12 protein-coding genes are annotated in these 18,819 nt (G+C 60.8%); 5 read left to right on the top strand and 7 right to left on the bottom strand.

Going from position 1 to position 18,819, the window contains the following annotated elements:
• The first annotated feature begins 8 nt into the window (after positions 1 to 8).
• The 3 genes from radA to lysS all read left to right on the top strand — a co-directional run bounded on the left by radA (position 9) and on the right by lysS (position 4,138).
• A complete protein-coding gene (radA, locus tag ACVWZG_RS06950; RefSeq protein ID WP_457403476.1) occupies positions 9 to 1,403 on the top strand; it encodes a DNA repair protein RadA in 1,395 nt (464 codons plus the stop codon).
• A 240-nt stretch (positions 1,404 to 1,643) separates the two neighbouring features.
• A complete protein-coding gene (locus ACVWZG_RS06945; protein WP_457406187.1) occupies positions 1,644 to 2,552 on the top strand; it encodes a Uma2 family endonuclease in 909 nt (302 codons plus the stop codon).
• A gap of 50 nt (positions 2,553 to 2,602) precedes the next feature.
• On the top strand, positions 2,603 to 4,138 hold the full coding sequence (gene lysS, locus ACVWZG_RS06940) for a lysine--tRNA ligase (protein WP_457406189.1): 1,536 nt from the start codon (positions 2,603 to 2,605) through the stop codon (positions 4,136 to 4,138).
• Positions 4,139 to 4,231: 93 nt separating this feature from the next.
• Here the strand turns inward: lysS and ACVWZG_RS06935 are convergent, their stop codons facing one another.
• The 5 genes from ACVWZG_RS06935 to ACVWZG_RS06915 form a co-directional block, all read right to left on the bottom strand.
• On the bottom strand, positions 4,232 to 8,044 hold the full coding sequence (locus ACVWZG_RS06935; RefSeq protein ID WP_457406191.1) for a tetratricopeptide repeat protein: 3,813 nt from the start codon (positions 8,042 to 8,044) through the stop codon (positions 4,232 to 4,234).
• A gap of 158 nt (positions 8,045 to 8,202) precedes the next feature.
• The gene (locus ACVWZG_RS06930; RefSeq protein ID WP_457406192.1) at positions 8,203 to 9,825 is read right to left on the bottom strand and encodes a copper resistance CopC/CopD family protein; all 1,623 of its coding nucleotides are present in this window, start codon (positions 9,823 to 9,825) and stop codon (positions 8,203 to 8,205) included.
• Between the two features lie 17 nt (positions 9,826 to 9,842).
• Positions 9,843 to 10,436, bottom strand: a complete 594-nt coding sequence (locus tag ACVWZG_RS06925; RefSeq protein ID WP_457406194.1) for a YcnI family protein — start codon at positions 10,434 to 10,436, stop codon at positions 9,843 to 9,845.
• Positions 10,437 to 10,498: 62 nt separating this feature from the next.
• Positions 10,499 to 10,846 (bottom strand): hypothetical protein, encoded by a 348-nt coding sequence (locus tag ACVWZG_RS06920; RefSeq protein ID WP_457406196.1) that lies wholly within the window; start codon positions 10,844 to 10,846, stop codon positions 10,499 to 10,501.
• Positions 10,846 to 11,187 carry a c-type cytochrome gene (locus tag ACVWZG_RS06915; protein ID WP_457406198.1) on the bottom strand — a complete coding sequence of 114 codons (342 nt, stop codon included), beginning with the start codon at positions 11,185 to 11,187 and terminating at the stop codon, positions 10,846 to 10,848. Before ACVWZG_RS06915 ends, ACVWZG_RS06920 begins: the two co-directional genes overlap by 1 nt.
• A 159-nt stretch (positions 11,188 to 11,346) precedes the next feature.
• On the opposite strand from ACVWZG_RS06915, the gene dnaG reads away from it, so the two are divergent.
• Complete coding sequence (gene dnaG, locus ACVWZG_RS06910; protein ID WP_457406200.1) at positions 11,347 to 13,287, top strand: DNA primase; 1,941 nt, start codon at positions 11,347 to 11,349, stop codon at positions 13,285 to 13,287.
• A gap of 147 nt (positions 13,288 to 13,434) precedes the next feature.
• On the opposite strand, the gene alaS is transcribed toward dnaG, so the two are convergent.
• Entirely contained in the window at positions 13,435 to 16,089 is a 2,655-nt protein-coding gene (gene alaS / locus ACVWZG_RS06905) for an alanine--tRNA ligase (protein ID WP_457406201.1), read from the bottom strand.
• A gap of 284 nt (positions 16,090 to 16,373) precedes the next feature.
• Here alaS and ACVWZG_RS06900 point away from each other — a divergent pair, with 284 nt between their 5' ends.
• Entirely contained in the window at positions 16,374 to 18,035 is a 1,662-nt protein-coding gene (locus tag ACVWZG_RS06900) for a protein kinase domain-containing protein (RefSeq protein ID WP_457406203.1), read from the top strand.
• A 241-nt stretch (positions 18,036 to 18,276) separates the two neighbouring features.
• Here the strand turns inward: ACVWZG_RS06900 and ACVWZG_RS06895 are convergent, their stop codons facing one another.
• Entirely contained in the window at positions 18,277 to 18,780 is a 504-nt protein-coding gene (locus tag ACVWZG_RS06895) for a hypothetical protein (protein WP_414328876.1), read from the bottom strand.
• Positions 18,781 to 18,819: the final 39 nt, after the last annotated feature.

Genomic DNA, 18,819 nt, shown 5'->3' with positions numbered 1-18,819 from the left:
CCCCGGCTATGGCCAAGGCCAAAACCGTCTGGGAGTGCAGCCAGTGCGGCGAGCGCTATGCCAAGTTTTTGGGCCGCTGCGACCATTGCGGCGCCTGGAACACCCTGACGGAAGTGGTCGTCGCCCCAGCGGCCAAGTCCCCACGGGCCCAAGCCCTCGCTCCTAGGTCCAACCGCGCCAATGGGATCCCCCGGTCGGCCCTCCCCCTCTCCCAGGTCTCCTCAGATCGCCACCCTCGCCTCTCCTCCGGCTATGGCGAGTTTGACCGGGTGTTGGGAGGTGGCATTGTGCCGGGATCCCTGGTGTTGATTGGCGGGGATCCGGGCATTGGCAAGAGCACCCTGCTGCTGCAGAGCGCTGCCCACCTGGCCAAGAGCGGGCCCATCTTATACGTGTCGGGGGAAGAATCAGCCCAGCAGATCAAGCTACGCGCCGAGCGGCTGGGGGTGGAAAGCGAGCAGCTCTACCTCTTGGCCGAGACCGACCTGGAGGCCATCGTGGCGGAGATCCAGGCTCTGCAACCGCAGGTGGCGGTGATCGACAGCATTCAAGCCATCTTCTGGGGGCAACTCACCTCGGCGCCGGGATCCGTTTCCCAGGTGCGGGAATGCACCGGCCTGTTAATGCGGCTGGCCAAAAAACTGGGGGTGGCTCTGCTGATTGTAGGCCATGTTACCAAAGACGGATCCCTGGCCGGGCCGAAGGTGCTGGAGCATTTGGTGGACACGGTCTTGTACTTTGAGGGGGATCGCTTCCAAAGCCACCGCCTATTGCGCGCCGTCAAAAACCGCTTTGGGGCAGCCCAGGAAATGGGTGTTTTTGAGATGACCGCCTCTGGCTTGGTGGAGGTGGAGAACCCCTCGCAGCTTTTTTTGAGTAGCCGGGATCAGGCCATGCCCGGAACAGCCACCATCGTTGCCTGCGAGGGCACCCGCCCCTTGGTGGTGGAAGTGCAGGCCCTAGTCAGCCCCACCAGCTACAGCTCCCCCCGCCGCACCTCCACCGGCATTGAAATCAACCGCTTTTTGCAGATCTTGGCTGTGCTGGAAAAACGGGTGGGGATCCCGCTTTCCAAATACGATGCTTACATCGCCTCTGCCGGCGGCATTCAGGTAGCCGAGCCAGCTGCCGACTTGGGGGTAGCAGTGGCCGTGGCCGCCAGCTTCCGGGATCGACAGGTGGATCCCTTGACGGTCTTGATCGGCGAAGTGGGGTTGGGAGGACAGGTGCGCCCGGTGGCCCAATTGGAGCAGCGCTTGAAAGAAGCCAGCAAGCTGGGGTTTCGCCACGCCATCATTCCCAACAGTCCCGTTTTGTCAGATTATGGATTGCGCTTGAGCCGGGTGCAGCGGGTGCTGGAGGCTCTGCTCGTGGCTCTGCCCGGTTCCCAGAGCCCAGAATGAGGGCAGTTGCCCAAGAAAATCCCCTTGCACTTCATCCCGTCGCCGGGTTTTGCTGCGCCCTATCTCCAGAGGCTACGCCTGCTGCAGGAACATCGTCGGCTGCTCTGGTGGTGCCTTCATCACTTTCCCGAAGACTTTTGTTACTCTCAAAAAAGGTTACGCCTGCTGCGCGAACAGCTCAGTAGCATGAGTCAAACCCCAGCCCTCAGTTAGCGGCACCAGCAACGGATCCCGGTGAGCATGGTTTCTGCACTCTCCAGCCCAGTCCAGCCCTCGATGCCGGAGGCGGCATTTCCTCTGCCAGAGCCACCGGATATTAGTGACCTGGTCATCGAGGACGATGAGCCTGTGGACAGCATTCACTCGGAGAAGCTGCAGCGCCTGCTCACCGGTGCCCTCTACACCTCATTCCAGCCCAAGGCCAAAGACACCGGGGAACCGATCCCCTTTTTGGCCACGGCCAATGTCGGTCTGTTCTATGCCCTCAAACTGCCCCCCCTGATGCCCGATGTGACGCTCAGCCTGGAGGTGGCTCCCCCCGCCAGCTTTGAGCGCAAGGAAGATCGCACCTACCTGGTCTGGGAGATGGGTAAGCCGCCGGATGTGGTCATTGAGATTGTCTCCAAGCGCAAAGGGGAAGAGCTGGGCCGCAAACGCAAAGACTATGCCCGCGCCGGCGTCAGCTACTACGCGGTCTACGATCGCACAGCGGGCGTAGCCTCTCCCTTGCGGCAACTAAGGGAACTGCAGGGATCCCCTCTGGCCCTTTTTCAGCGGCGGGGAGGTGAGTTTGTCCCCTTCGCGTCCACATGGCTGGAGGAGAAAGGACTCCGTCCCGCTAACGCGATCGGGCTGGGCTTAACCCTCTGGCAGCGATCCTTTGAGGTCGTGAATACCGAATGGCTACGCTGGTGTGATCGGGAGGGGCAGGTTTTGCCCACCGGCGAAGAAAAGGCTGCTCTGGAACAACAGCGCGCTGAGGCAGAACGCCAACGGGCCGAAGCCCTTTTGGAGCTGCTGCGTTCCCACGGCAAAGGACTCCGTCCCGCTAACGCGAAAGGACTCCGTCCCGCTAACGCGAAAGGACTCCGTCCCGCTAACGCGAAAGGACTCCGTCCCGCTAACGCGATCGCACCGCCGGCAGCCTGAAAAATCCCGTCCCTAACGGGGCTTCCATTGTCCATTGCCTATCCACCGCCATGTCTACCCTCCCCAGCAGCAGCGAAGTTGCCCAACGGGCCGCCCGCCTGGAAAAAGCCCAACACCTGCGGGAACAAGGGATCCCGCCCTATGCCTATTCTTTTCCTGTTACCCATCTGGCTGCCGAGCTGCAGGAGCAATTTGCCGACCTAGAGCCCGGCGGCGAGCGGGAGGATGTGCAGGTGGCGGTGGCCGGGCGGATCCGGGCGCGGCGGGTCATGGGCAAGCTGGCTTTCTTTACCCTTCAGGATCGCTCCGGCACCATCCAGCTTTACCTGGAGAAGCAACGGCTGACGGAGCATATGGGGGAGTTGGCCTTCAAGAACTTGGACAAGCTCATCGACGTGGGCGATTGGCTGGGGGCCAAGGGCTGCCTCAAGCGCACCGAAAAAGGGGAATTGTCGGTGCGGGTGGACGAGTACCAGGTGCTAACCAAGGCGCTGTTGCCGCTGCCGGACAAGTGGCACGGCCTGCGGGATGTGGAGAAACGCTACCGCCAGCGCTACGTCGATCTCATCGTCAACCCTGAGGTCAAGCAGACCTTGCTCGACCGCGCCCAGATCATCCGCTCCCTGCGGCAGACTCTGGAAGAGCGAGGTTTTGTGGAAATTGAGACGCCAGTGTTGCAGGTGATCCCCGGCGGGGCGGAGGCGCGGCCTTTTGTTACCCACCACAACGCCCTGGATCTGGATCTCTACTTGCGCATTGCCACCGAGCTGCACCTGAAGCGGCTGGTGGTGGGCGGGATCGAGCGAGTCTATGAAATTGGGCGGGTCTTTCGCAACGAAGGCATCTCCACCCGCCACAACCCGGAGTTCACCTCTCTAGAGGCCTATCAAGCCTTCGCCGACTACCACACCATGATGGAGCTGACGGAAACCCTGGTCTGCAACGCCGCCCTGGCGGTGCGGGGATCCCTGCAGCTCACCTACCAAGGGGAAGCCATCGACCTCACCCCTCCCTGGCGACGGGTGACGATGCAGGAGCTGGTGGAGGAGGCCACTGGCATTTTCATCGATGTGGAAAAGGGATGCCCTGAAGAGCTCTTGCCGGCCTTGGCCGCCCAAGGGATCCCCGATCTCTCCCCCCAGGACTCCCCCGGCCAGTTGCTGGTCAAAGCCTTTGAGCACTGCTGCGAGAGCCGCCTGCGCCAGCCCACCTTTGTTCTGGACTACCCCCTGGATGTGTGTCCCCTCACCAAGCCCCACCGCAGCAAACCGGGGTTGGCCGAGCGCTTCGAGCTGTTCATCGTTGGGCGGGAGACGGCCAACGCCTACTCCGAGCTCACCGATCCGGTGGATCAGCGGCAGCGGCTGGAGGCCCAGGCAGCCCTGAAGGCAGCCGGAGATGAGGAGGCCCACTTTCTGGATGAAGACTTCCTCACGGCCTTGGAATATGGCCTGCCCCCCACCGGCGGCCTGGGCGTGGGGATCGACCGCTTGGTGATGCTGCTGTGCGACGCTCCCAGCATTCGCGATGTCATTGCCTTTCCGCTGCTGCGGCCCGAGACGGGAGAAGTGGCGGAGGAGGCTTGAGCCGATCCCTCTAACTGTCCATTCAAATCCCATCGATTTCTAAGAGAGGTTGGAGGTGGCCGCGGCGACGGCGCGGAGCCTTTGGGAAGTGTCTCAACCTATTTTGAAATAACTAGCGATAACGTCTTCCAAAAGCCGACCTTCGTACCCTTGCATCTGGAGGGCAGCCTGGAAATCCTGGCAGGCTCTCTGCCAATCCCCAAGGGCAGTCCGGGCCAGGGCGCGGTTGAGGTGGGCCTTGAGGTGGCAGGGATCCCTATCGCTCGCGTCAGCAGTGCAGAGTGTTATGGCTTGGTCGTAGTCGCGGATGGCCGCCGAAAAATCCCCCTGTTGGGCGTAGGCCCAGCCGCGGTTGTTCAAAACCCAGACCCGCTCCTGGGGATCCAGCTCCAGTTGCAGCAGTCGGGTGTAGTCTTCTATCGCTTTGTCCGTCTGTCCCTCGCCATCCCACAGGAGAGCTCGGTGGAGCAAAGCAGAGTGCTCCTGGGGGTTCAAGGCCAGGGCCTGCGTGTAGTCGGCAATGGCCAGCTCAGGGCAATTGGCCTGCCGGTGTAGATCCCCCCGTTGACGGTAGGCCAGGGCAGCATCGGCCACCCCCCAGTTCTGGTCGAGGCTCAGAGCTTGGTTGAGATCCGCCAATGCCGCCTCTTGATCCCCCAAAGCCAGATGCACCCTTGCCCGCAAAGCAAAAGCCTGAGAAGCCTGCGGTTGCTGCTGGATCAGCGCCGTGAAATCGGCCAACGCCCCAGCCAGATCCCCCCTCTCTTGGCGACACAAGCCCCGATACAACAGGGCTTCGGTGACCAGCACTTCTGGATCCCCTGGGCTGGCCAGCTCCAAGACCCGATCCCAATCGGCTATTGCCCCCTCCAGGTTGTGGCGCAGGCGGCGGACTTGGGCCCGCTTCAGGTGGGCCTCCAGATAGAGCTGCCGGGACTGTTCCCCGTCTTGGGCCTCTTCCTGGATGACTTGGTCGAAGTCGGATTCAGCCTGCGCGTAGTACCCCAGCTCCAAGGACTCCGTCCCGCTGACGCGATCCTGCTCCGCACGGTTGGTAGGGCCATCGGTGCCGCGCACTGCCAACGTCAACAACAGAGAGCCGCGGGCCAAGCGGGCCATCCTGTGTTGGGGATCCCGCTGCAGCAGACGGTTTAGATCTTGCAAGGCCGCTTCGGTCTGACCCAACTGCTGCAGGGCTTGTCCTCGGTGCCACAGCGCTTCCCTGTGGTCAGGATCCTGCTGCAAAACCCGGCTGAGATCCTGAATGGCGGAATCCCAGTTGCCCACCTGTCCATGGGCCATGCCCCGTCCCAGCCAAGCCGTCCAGTCCTGAGGATCCTGCCGCAACACCTCGTCGTAGTCGGCAATGGCCTCTGGCCACCGGCCCAGCTGTCGGCACAACTCAGCTCGCTCTTGGCGCAGATCCCGCCGTTCCGGCTGCAAGCGCACCGCCTCGTTCAACTGCTCCAAGGCCGCCTGCAGATCTCCCGTCTGGATTTGGGCCCGCGCCAGATCTCGGCGGATATCCGCCTCGGCCACTGCCACCCCCAGCGCCAAAGCCTGGTGGTAATCCTGGATGGCCCCCAGCCCATCTCCCAGAGCAGCCCGCACTTGGCCGCGATGGAAATAAGCCAAGCCCGACTGAGGATCCCCTTGCAGAGCTTGGTCGAAATCGGCCAGCGCTCCCTGCCAATCCCCCAACCGTTGCCGTGCCATACCGCGGCGCAGATGGGCATTAACCAGCAGCTCCGGCCCGCGTGGGATCCCAGGCCTCGCCGCCCACTGCAACACCTGCGAGAAGTCCTCACAGGCTGCCGGCCAATCTTCCCGCTCAACATGGAGTTGGCCGCGGTTGAAGTAGAGCTGAGGGTTCTGCGGATCCCGCTCCAGGGCAGCCGTGTAATCCTGCAGAGCCGCTAGGGGATCCCCCAGCAGCCAATGAATTCGCCCGCGGCTGCTGTAGGCACTGGCATCTTGGGGATCCAGAGCGATGGCCTGGCTCAAGTCCGACAAAGCCGCTTCGATGTTGCCCAAGTCCAGGTGGGCAATGCCCCGGTTGAGGTAGGCTTTGGCCATCTGGGGATCCAGCTCCAGGGCGCGGTTGAAGTCTGCCAGAGCGCCGCCGGGATCCCCCAGCCCCTGGCGAGCCAAGCCCCGGCAGAGATAGGCCCGCGACAGGTTGGGATCCAGACGGAGAGCCTGTTCACAATCGGCCAGCGCCGGCTCCAGGGTGTTGCTGCTCAGGTAGGCCATGGCCCGCTGCAAGTAGAGATCCGCCTGGGCTGCCGCCTCTGCCTCAGGTAGCTCAGTGGCCTCAGCAGACCGTAGGGATAGGGCCTGAGAAAAATCTTCAACGGCCCCTTGGGGATCCCCCAACGCTTGCCGGGCCAGGCCCCGGTGGTAATAGGCTTTGCCGTGGCGAGGATCCAACTGCAGCGCTTGGGTGTAGTCCTCGACGGCCCCTTGCAAATCTGACAACTGGACCCGCGCCACTCCCCGGTTGAAGTAGGCTTCCCCGTCCTGAGGGTCCCGCTTGATCACCTCGGAAAAATCGGCTGCTGCCCCCTGCGCATCTCCCAGATGGCCGCGCACCACGCCGCGGTTGAAATAGGCCCGCACATCTTCCGGGTTGAGCTCAATGGCCCGCGAATAGTCTTCGATGGCCTGCTGCTGCTGATTGAGTTGCCGGTAAGCATTGCCACGGTTGTAGTAGGCCACCGCCCATTGTGGGTTGAGGCCGAGAGCCTGGGTGTAGTCGGCAACAGCTCCCTCGTAGTCCTCCAGCCGGTAGCGGGCAATGCCGCGGTTGAAATAGGCGCGGGCGTCCCCTGCCAGTTGAATAACTTGGGTGTAATCTGCGATGGCCCCTGCCAAGTCCCCACTTTTGTAGCGGGCGCTGCCCCGCTGGCTGTAGGCGCGGCTATTTTGGGGATCCAATTGAATGGCCAACGTGCAGTCGGCAATCGCCCCCTGGAAATCCCCTTGGCGAGCTTTCTCCTGTGCGCGGGCCAACAGGCGCGTCGCCAAAACCTGATCCACCGAAACATCGCCGAGCGTCGCCTCTTGGGGAAAAGGCAACAGGGGCCGCAGCGCCTCCAACACTTCAGCAGCGGACTGGAAGCGCTCTTGCCAGTGGGGGCAGATCAGGCGATCCAAAATCTCGGCCAGCTCCTCGCTGACCTGAACCAAATCCCGCCAGAGCAGTTGGCCGGTGCGGGGATCGTCCCGGATCTTATGGGGAGGACGACCGGTGAGGGCTTGGATGGCCAGCACCCCTACGGAGTACAGGTCGCTGCAGGGCTGGGGCTTGCCGTTGAGCTGTTCGGGCGCCATGTAGCCAACCGAGCCAATCACCGTCGCCAACTGGGTTTGGCCGGGGGCATGGCTGACCAACCGCCCCACTTCCTTGACTGCCCCAAAGTCGATCAACACCAACTTGCCATCGGCATCGCGGCGCATCAGGTTGGCCGGCTTGATATCCCGATGGACGATCTGGTGGGCGTGTACATGGCGCAGGATCTCCAAAATATCCCACAACAGTTTCAAAACCTCGGCCTCGCTCAGCGGCTTGCCCGGGATCAGCTCCTGGCTGAGATCATGCCCGGCAACAAACTCTTGCACCAAGTAAAAATCCTGATCCTGCTCGAAGTGGGCCAAAAGGCGGGGCACCTGGTCGAAGTGGTTGAGCCGGTTGAGAACCTTGGCTTCCCGTTCAAAGAGCTTGCGAGCCGTGGCCAACGTATAGGGATCCGTGGAGAGGGGGCGAAGGCGCTTGACGACGCAAGGGCTATCGAAGGTGTCTTGATCCACCGCCTTGTAGGTTACGCCAAACCCTCCTTCCCCGAGGGGATGGAGAATGCGATAGCGTCCCCTGAGCACACTTCCCGCTCTGATCTTGTCTTCCATAGCCAAGCCAGTCGCCTGAGCGGAGCAGCCTTTTGCCACTACGAGCTGGCTCGATTCTGCCACAGGCCGACGCCCTTGGGCGGAGCAACCCACAGCTCCTATCCAGGGTCTTTTTCTGCTTTTTCTTTTCGCGATCTTCAATGTCTGTAACAATTCAGTCAGAGAGAAACCGCGATCTGACCTCGCCGCTCTTCAAAATCGCTGATCAGCAGTCTCACCTCGATCTGCCATTCCCCCGCCAGGGCTAGGGGCACATTTTCCACCACAAATTGGCCAGGCCCATCCGGCGCTACAGTGCGGCGTAGAGGGGGGATCCCCTGTTCTGGCAGGGAAAACCCAAGGGTCAATTCCTGGGCCGGGACTCCCTTCACCTCAGCCCGAATTTGATTTTCCCCAGGACGACAGGGCAGAATCTTCAGGTGCAGGCTGCCTTCCGGCCAGTTCAAGCTCTCTTCACAACTGGTCTGCCAACCTGATTCCAGGGGGGATCCCATGCCGTGCCTTCCATTACTGGGAGGAGCCTGGGCCACCAGGAAGCTGGTCAAGGCCAGCACCAGCATCAGCCCCACCAACTCCAGGCGGACGATCCGGCGCAGCGACCGGCCCACCGTCTGCCCACCCTGTTGCAATGCCGGCACCAGCCGAAACTTGTTGTGAGCGCCCAGCCCCACCATCATCAGCACCAGCAGCAGCTTGGCCCAGAGATACTGCCCATACGGATGATCCCAGTCCCAGCCGCGGTGGATCCCACCCATCCCCACCCCCGCCAGGATAAGCCCCGGTACCGCCCAGGTGGCCACGTCAGAAAACCGTTGGATGATGCCTACAGATGGGTAGGGAGCAGATTCCTTGCCCAGCAGGCGCTCCAGCCCCCACAACCCTCCCAACCAGAAAGCTGAACCGGCCAGATGCAGCCCCAGCAGCGCCATTGTCCCCATCGGATGCTCACTGGTGAGAGCATGGCCAATGGGCAAAAAGGAGCCGAGCACCAACACCGACCCCATACCGCTGGCCCAGACGGCACCTCCCTCACAGGCCCAGATCAGGATCCCTAGCCCCACCAGCCGCAGCCCTGTACCCCAACCGTAGGGAGAAAGCATCACACGCAGCAGCTCTCGCCCATTAAAGTAAGGGTAGAGCTGGGCCAAATGCAGACTGAAGGCCACCGCGGTCAAGCTGAGGGTGATCCAAGCTGTCGCAAAAGCCCAAGATAAGGGCTCCGCCCCGCTGACGCGATCAGAATCGGCGAAACTGCTCCGCTGCCCCCGCAACAGTCGCCACCAGCCCAGCACCCCCACCACAAAGAGGCTGCCCAAGTAGATCCCCCAGCGTACCCCCACCAGCGGCCAGTACAAGGGATCCCTTCCTTGAAGCTGGGTCGCCCTCACCGTCTGAACTCGCTCCGGATCCGCTCCCACCAGGAAAACAAACGAACCGCTTACCGGATGAGAATCGGCAGAAATGGCCCGCCAGCTGACAATGTAAACCCCCTCTGGGATCTCCTGGGGCAGATCCCCCTGCGGCGCGTTGCCGGTGCTCACCACGTTTTCCAAAGCTAGCGCCCGTCCGCTGCTACCCAAAACCTGGAGTTGCGTGATCCGCACCGGCTCATTGAAGACCAGCCGCACCTGGGCCGGAGCTTCCTGCAACACTGCCCCATCCTCCGGGAAGGTGGAGAGCAAGCTGGCATGGGCAAAAGCGGGCGGGATCCCGGCCACCCACAGCAAGAGGCAGAGGATCCCAGACCAAATCCAAGCAAAACCCCTTTTGGGATGAAACATGCTCCTAAGCAGACCGCTTAGCGGGTACCGTGACCATGCCCATGTCCATGCCCGTGGCCGTGCCCATGTCCACTGTCTCCACCTGTCAGCTTCAGCAGCGGAGCCGGCTCCGGCAAACTGTTGGGATCCTCGCCAGGCTGAGCCACCTGAATCCAGCGGTACATGCCCTGCTCGCACTCCTGAATCACTGGGATGGGGATGACCTCACCGGGGCGATTCGGCAGCTTGAGGCTGATGCTGAACTCATCCATGAACTCATCGGGCAGCGAGCCGCCGCTCCAGATCACCTCGGCAACCGTTTCGGTAATCATCTTCCCATGCGACTCATAGGGGGTCTCCAGCGGCTTTTTGACCGTCTCGATTTTCCACAGGGGATGCACCATCGGCTTCACAGAGACGAATCCCTCCGGGATCTGCACCCGCAGGCGCACGGTCGGGGATCCATCGCAGCCATGGGGCACCCGAAAGGTGAGCTTGGCAAAGCTGCCCGCCGGGGCCTCTTTGGGATGGACGGTAACATGGGCCCAGGCAGAGGAAAGGGGTAAAAAACTCATTCCCAGGGCCAGCAGAGATTGCTTGGCCAGGGTCAAGTAACTTTGCAGACTGAACATTTGCAGATGCTCCTTGCAAGCCTGTAGAGAAAGAGAAAAATGCAGTGTTTGTTGGTCAAAACCTAGGGGTGGTGATGGGATCCGTGGGATTCCGTTACGCTCATGCTGTGCTGTCCCCAACTGGAGAGGCCCATCGACACCAGGCCGGCACTGGCCAAGCCCATCGACACCAGCCCGAACGAGAGCGCTCCCATAGCCACCAGGCCGATAGAGAGGATGCCGTGAGTCACCACGCCGATGGCCACCACCCCATGGGCGGAAATGCCCACCGCCACCAAGCCATGGGCTCCCACGCCAACCGACAGGATTTTGCGGCGGGATCCCTTCCCTTCACATCCCTGCTCGTGAGGCAGCCGCTCCGCCGGGCTTTCCTGCAGCAAGGCTGGATCTTGAGTCTTCTCTTTGGCCACTAGCCTTTACTCCAGTTGTGCTCAGCGCGATCCAAGACATAGGCCGCCACTGCCTCGATCTCCTCCGGCTTGAGGATCTTGGCAAAAGCCGGCATGGCTCCTTTGCCGTTTCTCACCTGGGCCTGGATCAGCTCAGGGGTATCCACGTGGTACTCATGAAGAGCTGCCAGAGAAAGGTTTTTCGCTGCCACCAAAGTGTTGCGCCCGTTCAAGTGACAGCCCACGCATTTGGCCTGAAAGACCTTAGCTCCCAAGGCCAAATCCGGCTCGGCAGAAGCCGCTTGCGGGCTCAAAAAGAGGGCAGAGACTGCCAACAAAAGCCCTATAAAAAGGTTGATCATTCGCATTTTCATCTCAGAGATTGACCCAAAACTAGCCTTCGTGCTTTGCACCGCTAACGCGAACAAAGCTGGCTTATTGTCCCAAGCCCGTTGGGCCAGGTCAAAAGACAGCCTGTCGAGTTTCCCCCGGCTACCATAAGGTCAGGATCCCCCGAAGCCATGAGCGGTCTGCCCCCCGATTTCATTCAGTTGGTGCGCCAAAAGGCCGACCTCGTGGAAGTGGTGGCCGAAAAAGTGGTGCTGCGCAAGCAGGGAAAGAACTTCGTTGGGCTTTGCCCTTTCCACAACGACCACAAACCCAGTTTTCAGGTCAGCCCCAGCAAGCAGATCTACAAGTGCTTCTCCTGCGGGGCAGGGGGAGATGTGCTGCGCTTTGTCATGCAGACCGAGCATCTCTCCTTTGCTGAGGCCGTGCGCCACTTGGCGCGGCGATACCACATCCCTCTGCCCACCCGCAATCCCGAGGCGCAGCCCTTGGGATCCCTTGATGAGCGGGAGCTCTCCCACCGGGAAAAGCTGCTGGAGATTTTGGCCATGGCTGCCGATTTTTATCGGCATGCCCTCCGCTCCCAGCTAGGATCCGCCGCCCGCCAGTACCTGCACAGCCGCCACCTGAGCGAGGAAACCTTGCAAAAATTTCAAATTGGCTTTGCTCCCCCCGGCTGGCAATCTCTCTACGAATACTTGGTCAACCACAAGCGCCAACCGGTCAAACTTTTAGAAGAGGCTGGATTGCTGGTTCCCCGCCAGCAGGGATCCGGCCACTACGACCGCTTTCGCAACCGGATCATGCTGCCCATTTTCGATGTGCAGGGGCGGGTGATCGGGTTTGCCGGCAGAGCCTTGGGGGAGTCAGGACAGCCCAAGTACCTCAACTCTCCAGAAACAGAGCTCTTCAACAAAAGCCAGGTGGTCTATGGCCTCAACTTTGCCCGCGATGCCATTGCCAAAGCCGATCAAGTCTTGGTGGTGGAAGGCTATTTCGATGTCATCGCCCTGCATCAGGCGGGGGTTGCCTATGCCGTAGCCGCTATGGGCACCGCTTTGACACCCCACCAGGTGAAGACCCTGCTGCGCTACACCCAGTCGAAGCGGCTGATCCTCAATTTTGATGCGGATCGGGCCGGTTTGAACGCCGCCAACCGAGCCATTGAAGCCGTTGAAGAACAAGCGCGGCGCGGAGAAATTGAGCTGCGCATTCTCACCCTTCCTGAGGGCAAAGATGCCGACGAGTTTTTGCGGGAGTACAAGAGCTCGGCCCCGCCGACGCGAGCGGTTTCTGAACTGCAAACCCTGATCGAGCAAGCTCCCCTGTGGCTGGATTGGCGAATTGAACAGGTGTTGGCCGGTCGGGATCTGAGCCGGGCCACCGATTTTCAGCAGGCCCGTCAAGCCCTTGTGCGACTGCTGGCCGGTTTGGGTGGACAATGGCGCTCTTTGTATTTGCACAAAGTGGCAGAATTGCTCAGCCGCGGCAACGGTCGCCTCAGTCGAGACTTGGAAGAAGACCTGCGCCGAGCGGTGCGGCAGTACCGCTGGGCCAAACCCCGGCAACCTTCCCTCAATAAGGGATCCAAACTCTTGCAATCTGAGTCCCATCTTTTGCAGATCTTTCTGCATTTTGGCGAGTATCGCCACGAAATTCGGCAAACTTTGCTGGAGCGAGAGCTGCAATTTAGTTTTCGCCCCCACCGGGAGCTGTGGCAGCGGATCTTGGAACTGATCTCGGCACAGCCGGAGCTGGAAGACCGGGGAGAGACTTTGCTGACGGCTTTGCGCACCCTCTGTGCCCAAGATGAGCAGCTCAACGAGCGCCTCAGCCATCTGCTCTGGTTGGACGAAAATACCCGCGTAGCCCTGATGCGTCCGCAGATGGTGGTGCGGGCCGCCATTGCCAACATGGAGCTGGAAATTCGCCAGAAGCGCTACCGCTACTGGACCCAACTGTGGGATCAAGCCTTTTCCGAAGGCAACACTGCCCTGGCCGCCCAGTACCAGGCCAGCATCCAGCAGGAATACCAAGCGATTCAGGCGCTGCAGCGGCAGGTGCAACTGAGCCTGGAAGACATGTCGGAAACCCCACTGGCCGAAGATTTATAGTCATTTCGATTCAAACTAGGACACTAAACCCATAACCCCATACGCGGCCAGAAGGCTTCTCTCTATAGCCCGAGTGTCTCACCCTAAACTGAACAGACTGTAGTGGCTGATGGACGGCCTGTTGGTGCTCAAAAGGGCTTCGCTCCCCTAGCGCGAGATCAGCTCCGCTTGCAACCGCTCCCGGGCCACCTGCAAAGCCTTTGGCAATTGTTCCGGCTGTTTGCCCCCAGCTTGGGCCAAGTTGGGCCGTCCGCCGCCGCCCCCTCCGGTGAGTTTGGCAATCTCGCCAATGAAGGATCCCGCCTTCAGGCCAAGTTGCTGCACAGCAGGGCTAAAGGCAGCCACCAGGCTGACCTTGCCGGCTTCCGGCACCGATCCCAGCACCACTGCCCCTTCCCCCAGCTTGTGGAGCAGATGCTCGGCAGCGGTTTTGAGGGCCTCAGGGGTGGTGGATCCCAGTTCGGCCACCAGCACCTTGAGATCTCCGACGGCAACCGCTTGGGCCAGCAAACGTTCGGCCTGCACCAAGGCCAACTGGCTGCGCACCTCCTCCAGCTCCTTCTGAGCAGCTTTCAGCTCCGCCTGTAGGGCAGCAACCCGCTCCGGCAGTTCCTGGGGCTTGGCTTTGAATTGGGCGCTCAGCTCCCGCACCACCCTGTCCCGCTCGTTCAGGTATTCCAGTACAGCCGGCCCGGCCACGGCCTCGATGCGACGGATCCCAGCAGCCACTCCAGTCTCGGCGATGATCTTGAACAGGCCAATCTCAGCGGTGTTGTTGACGTGGGTGCCACCGCACAGCTCCATCGACACCCCCGGAAAGTCGATTACCCGCACCTCGGCGCCGTATTTTTCCCCGAACATGGCCACAGCACCTCTGGCTTTGGCCTCGGCCAAGGGCATGATCGCCACCTGAGCAGCATGGGCCTCGGCGATCCAGGTGTTCACCAAGTTCTCGATCTGTTCCAGCTCCTCAGGGGTGACTGGCCGGGATAGGGTGAAATCAAAGCGCAGCCGGTCAAAGGCCACCAGGGATCCCGCCTGACCAATCGAGGGATCGACAATTCTTTTCAGGGCTGCCTGCAGCAGGTGGGTGGCGGTGTGGTGGGCTTGGGCGCGCCGCCGACAGGCCAGGTCGATTTGGGCTTGGACGGGATCCCCCACCCGCAGGATCCCGCGTTCCACACGGCCAAAGTGAACGAACAGATCCCCTTGCTTTTGCACATCTTCAATCCGCACCAGCAGGCCGTCCCCAGAAAGGTAGCCCCGGTCACCAATTTGTCCACCGGCTTCGGCGTAGAAGGGCGTGCGATCCAAAACGACCTGCACTGCCTGCCCTGCCTCCACTTGGGGCACCGATTTTCCCCCGACCAGCAGGGCCTCGACCACGCCGCGGGCAGAAGATTGGCTGTACCCCAAAAACTCCGTTTGGCTGAGGAAATCCGCCAGCTCGTCCAGGGATCCCTGGGCTGTGAGGTCGATGGTTTGGTGGGCGGCGCGGGCCCGCTGCCGCTGTTTCTCCATCTCTTGCTCAAAGCCCTCCAGATCCACGCTGAAGCCGTGTTCCTGGGCAATTTCTTGGGTTAGCTCCAGCGGAAAACCGTAGGTATCGAAGAGCTTGAAGGCGTCGGCGCCGGAGATCTGCTTTGGCGAGCTGCTGTCACGGCGGGAAGATTCGACGGCAGTAAACAAATCCAGCAGTAGCCGTTCCCCCCGCTCCAGGGTTTTGAGAAATTGCTCCTCCTCCCGTTGCAGCTCGGTCTTGATCAGGGTTTCTCGCTCCCGCACCTGAGGATAGGCAGCCTCGGCCAACTGAATCGCGGTCTCGATCACCGGGATGGTGAAAGGCTCGCCGATCCCCAGCAACCGACCGTGGCGCACCATCCGCCGGATCAGCCGCCGCAGCACATAGCCCCGATCCACATTGGAAGGGAGCACCCCATCGGCAATCAAGTGCATCACTGCCCGCGCGTGATCCCCGATCACCTTCAGAGAGATCTGCTGCTCCGGGTTGGCCTTGGAGTAGTTCAGCCCGGCGATCCCAGCCGCCGTCTGAATGATGGGAAAGATCAAGTCTGTCTCGTAGTTGTTGGGCACCCCCTGCAACACTTGGGCCAACCGCTCCAACCCCAGGCCGGTGTCGATGTTTTGCTTGGCCAGCGGCATCAGGTGACCTTCGCTATCCCGGTTCAGCTCCATGAACACCAGGTTGTAGATCTCCAGAAAGCGGGAGTCATCCTCCAAATCGATCCGCTCATCCCCCAGCTCCGGCTTGAAGTCGTAGTAAATCTCAGAACAAGGGCCACAGGGGCCGGTGGGGCCGGCAGCCCAGAAATTATCCGCCTCTCCCATGCGCTGGATGCGGTGGGCCGGGATCCCTATCTCATCTCGCCAGAGGGCAAAAGCCTCCTCATCTTCGCGAAAGACGCTCACCACCAGCCGTTCCGGGGGCAGGCCGAAAACCTCCGTCACCAGCTCCCAGGCCCAGGCGATGGCCTCCTTTTTGAAGTAGTCGCCAAAGCTGAAGTTGCCCAGCATCTCGAAGAAGGTGTGGTGGCGCGCCGTTCGGCCCACATTCTCGATGTCGTTGGTGCGCACACATTTCTGGGCCGTTGTAACCCGTGGGTACTCCGGATCCCGTTGCCCCAGGAAAATGGGCTTAAAGGGCAACATGCCGGCAATGGTCAGCAGCACCGTCGGATCTTCCGGCACCAAGGAGGCGCTGGGCAACACCTGGTGGCCCCGCTGAGCGTAGAAGTCCAGAAAAGTTTGCCGAATGGCAGCACCGGAAAGCGCTGGAAACATGACAGGCGAAGATGGCTGTATTCATCAATTCTAAGTTTTCCCTCTGCAGGGCAGTCCAGCCCTTGTTGTTCTCCTCTGTTCCACCAAACCCCATCCGCCGAAAACCTAAGCGATTTGTCCGATTAACCTCAGGGCGGGCAGACGCTAAGATCAGCCTATCTGAGGCAGTTGTGCAAGATTTGTTTCTTCTTGGTCTAACCTGTATGTATCTCTCACAACTTGCCTGCCGACTTCTTGGCTCCGTCTCGGTTGTCCGGATCGCCAGCCGGTAACCCCAAACTGGTATGCCCAACTGCTACTGCCTTAACCCTGCCTGTTTGCACCCGGAAAACCCGGCGGACGCTTCTACCTGTGCCTCTTGTGGCCATCCCTTGCTGCTGCGCAATCGCTACCGGGCCTTCAAGCGCATCGGCCAGGGGGGATTTGGCTCTACCTTTTTGGCGCGGGATGAGGACATGCCCTCCAAACCTTGGCGGGTGATCAAGCAGTTGCGCCCGGTCGAGGGATCCCCGCAACTGGCCAAGCTGGCGGAGGAGCTCTTCAATCGCGAGGCCCAAGTGTTGGAGCGCCTGGGCGAACATTCGCAGATCCCCAAGCTCTACGCCCACTTTCAGGAAGGCGGCAAGTTCTACTTGGTGCAGGAATTTATCCAGGGCACCACCCTCTCCCAAGAAATGCGTCGCAATGGGCCCTTTTCCGAAGAACAAACCCGGCAGGTGATGCAGGAGGTGCTGCTGATCCTCAGCTATGTCCACAGCCAAAACACGGTTCACCGAGACATTAAACCTGCCAACCTCATTCGCCGCAAAGAGGATCAGCGGCTGGTGCTGATCGACTTTGGGGCCGTAAAGGAACTGGGGCCAGCCCAGGAGCAGGCGGCAGAAGTGACAGCAATCCGCTCCCTTGGCTTTTCTCCCCCGGAGCAAGTAGCCGGCCAGGCGGTCGGTCCCTCTAGCGATCTCTATGCCTTGGCTGCCACCTGCATCAACTTGATGACGTTGGAATCTCCGGCCAAGTTTTATAACCATGAAACGGGACAGTGGGATTGGTCGGATTGCCTGCAGCTCAGCCCGGAATTCGACGCCATTCTGCACCGCATGTTGCAGCCGGCCATCAATCAGCGCTTTGCCACCGCCACCGAGGTCTTGCGGGCGCTGCAAGGGATCCCGGTGGAAGAGGCAGGCGGCCCGATCTCTCAGCCGATTGTGTTGCCCAGCTCTCCCCTGTCTGCCAATCCCAGCACATCGGTGATCTCCGGCTACTGGGCCAAGCGCCGCTCAGGCGGTTTCTCGCCCACACCCCTACCTCCGTCCACCGCAGGGGGAATGACAGCCAGCAGCCCGCTATCCATCCCCTCTGAGTGGGGGAGCACCACCGGTTTTACCCAACTGGGCCGAGCCAGCAGCATCACAGGCAGCGGACGGATCAAGCCGGCTACCCCACCGCGGATCCCTTCCATGGCGGGGGCCGATCTACGGGGCAAGTCCTTTGCCAACCAAAACTTGGCCGGCTATGATTTGCGCCAGGCCGATCTGCGGGGGGCCGATTTCTCAGGGGCCAACTTGCAGGGGGCGGATCTGCGCGGCATCCTCTTCAACACCCCTCAACCCTACTGGCTGCGGGTTTTGATCCAACTGTCTGGATCGGCCAAGACGTTGGGAGGGATCCTGACAGGCTTGGGGGGGCTGCTGGGCTCAGGGATCCTGGCCTTTTTGCTTGTCCGCCTGACCACGGGCAATTTGGTTTATGCGTTAGGAGCGGCTGGGATCGCCTTGGTGGTGGCCAGCTCGGTGATCTGGTCGATGGGCGGTGGGGTTCGTTTGGCTCGATACCCAGAAGAAAAGAGCAAGCGCTTTACCAACTTTTGCAAAGCAGATCTGCGGGGGGCGCGGATGGACGAGAAGCTACGGAAGTTTGCCCGTCGGCAGGGAGCCATTTTGAGCTGACGCAGGGCGGACTGCGGATCTGGCGGATCTGGAATTTTGCGTTGCGATCTTTAAACTTTATAGATCTTTAATAGTTTTAATAGTTTTATAGTTGTTTCAGGTTAGGATGAGACGTCTGGGCTACTGATCGCGCCGGCGGGACGGAGTCCTTAGAAAAGCCTTCTGGCCCTCCGCATTCAACGCTTTGTCCTAGTTTGAATCGAAATGACCACAAAACCATAAAAGAGAAAAGTTCAAGAGCTCAAGCCATTGAAGGGGGTGGAGAGGCCCATCTGCGAAGCGATTGATTGACCTGTTCCATCAAAGCTCGGCAGGCCACGGTCTTGCCCTGTTGCCGATCCCCAGCTTGGTCGTAAAAGACAATACCATCGGCCCGGGAAAGGCCCAACGCCAAGAACAACAGCTCCAAAACCCCAAAAGAAGCGGTCTCCAGCTCCGGCGCTCGATCCTTAAGCTCTGCCAGCGTGGTGTGGGCATCTTCCAGGTGGCCGAAGGCCGGGATCCACAGATGGGTCGTCGGCTGGGATCCCTCTGAGGATGAGTCGCCAGCAGCAGGCTCCTCGACCACCCGCACCGTCAGCCAGCCGCCATCGGGGTAGCGCAAGGTGGTGTATTGCAGGTGATCCAGGTGTTGGGCCACCTGGGTGAGCACATCCGCCACCTGTTGCATTGCCGCCGTCGGGATCCCGTTTTGGGGAGCAGTATCCACAAGGGTTGCGGCCTGTGCTGCCAAACTAACCACCATGATTGACAACAATCCTCATCCACATCCAGAATAGATATT

Source organism: Thermostichus sp. OS-CIW-33 (assembly GCF_054059615.1).
The sequence above is the reverse complement of the archived record's forward strand: the minus strand, read 5'-3'. Positions and strand labels throughout refer to the sequence as shown.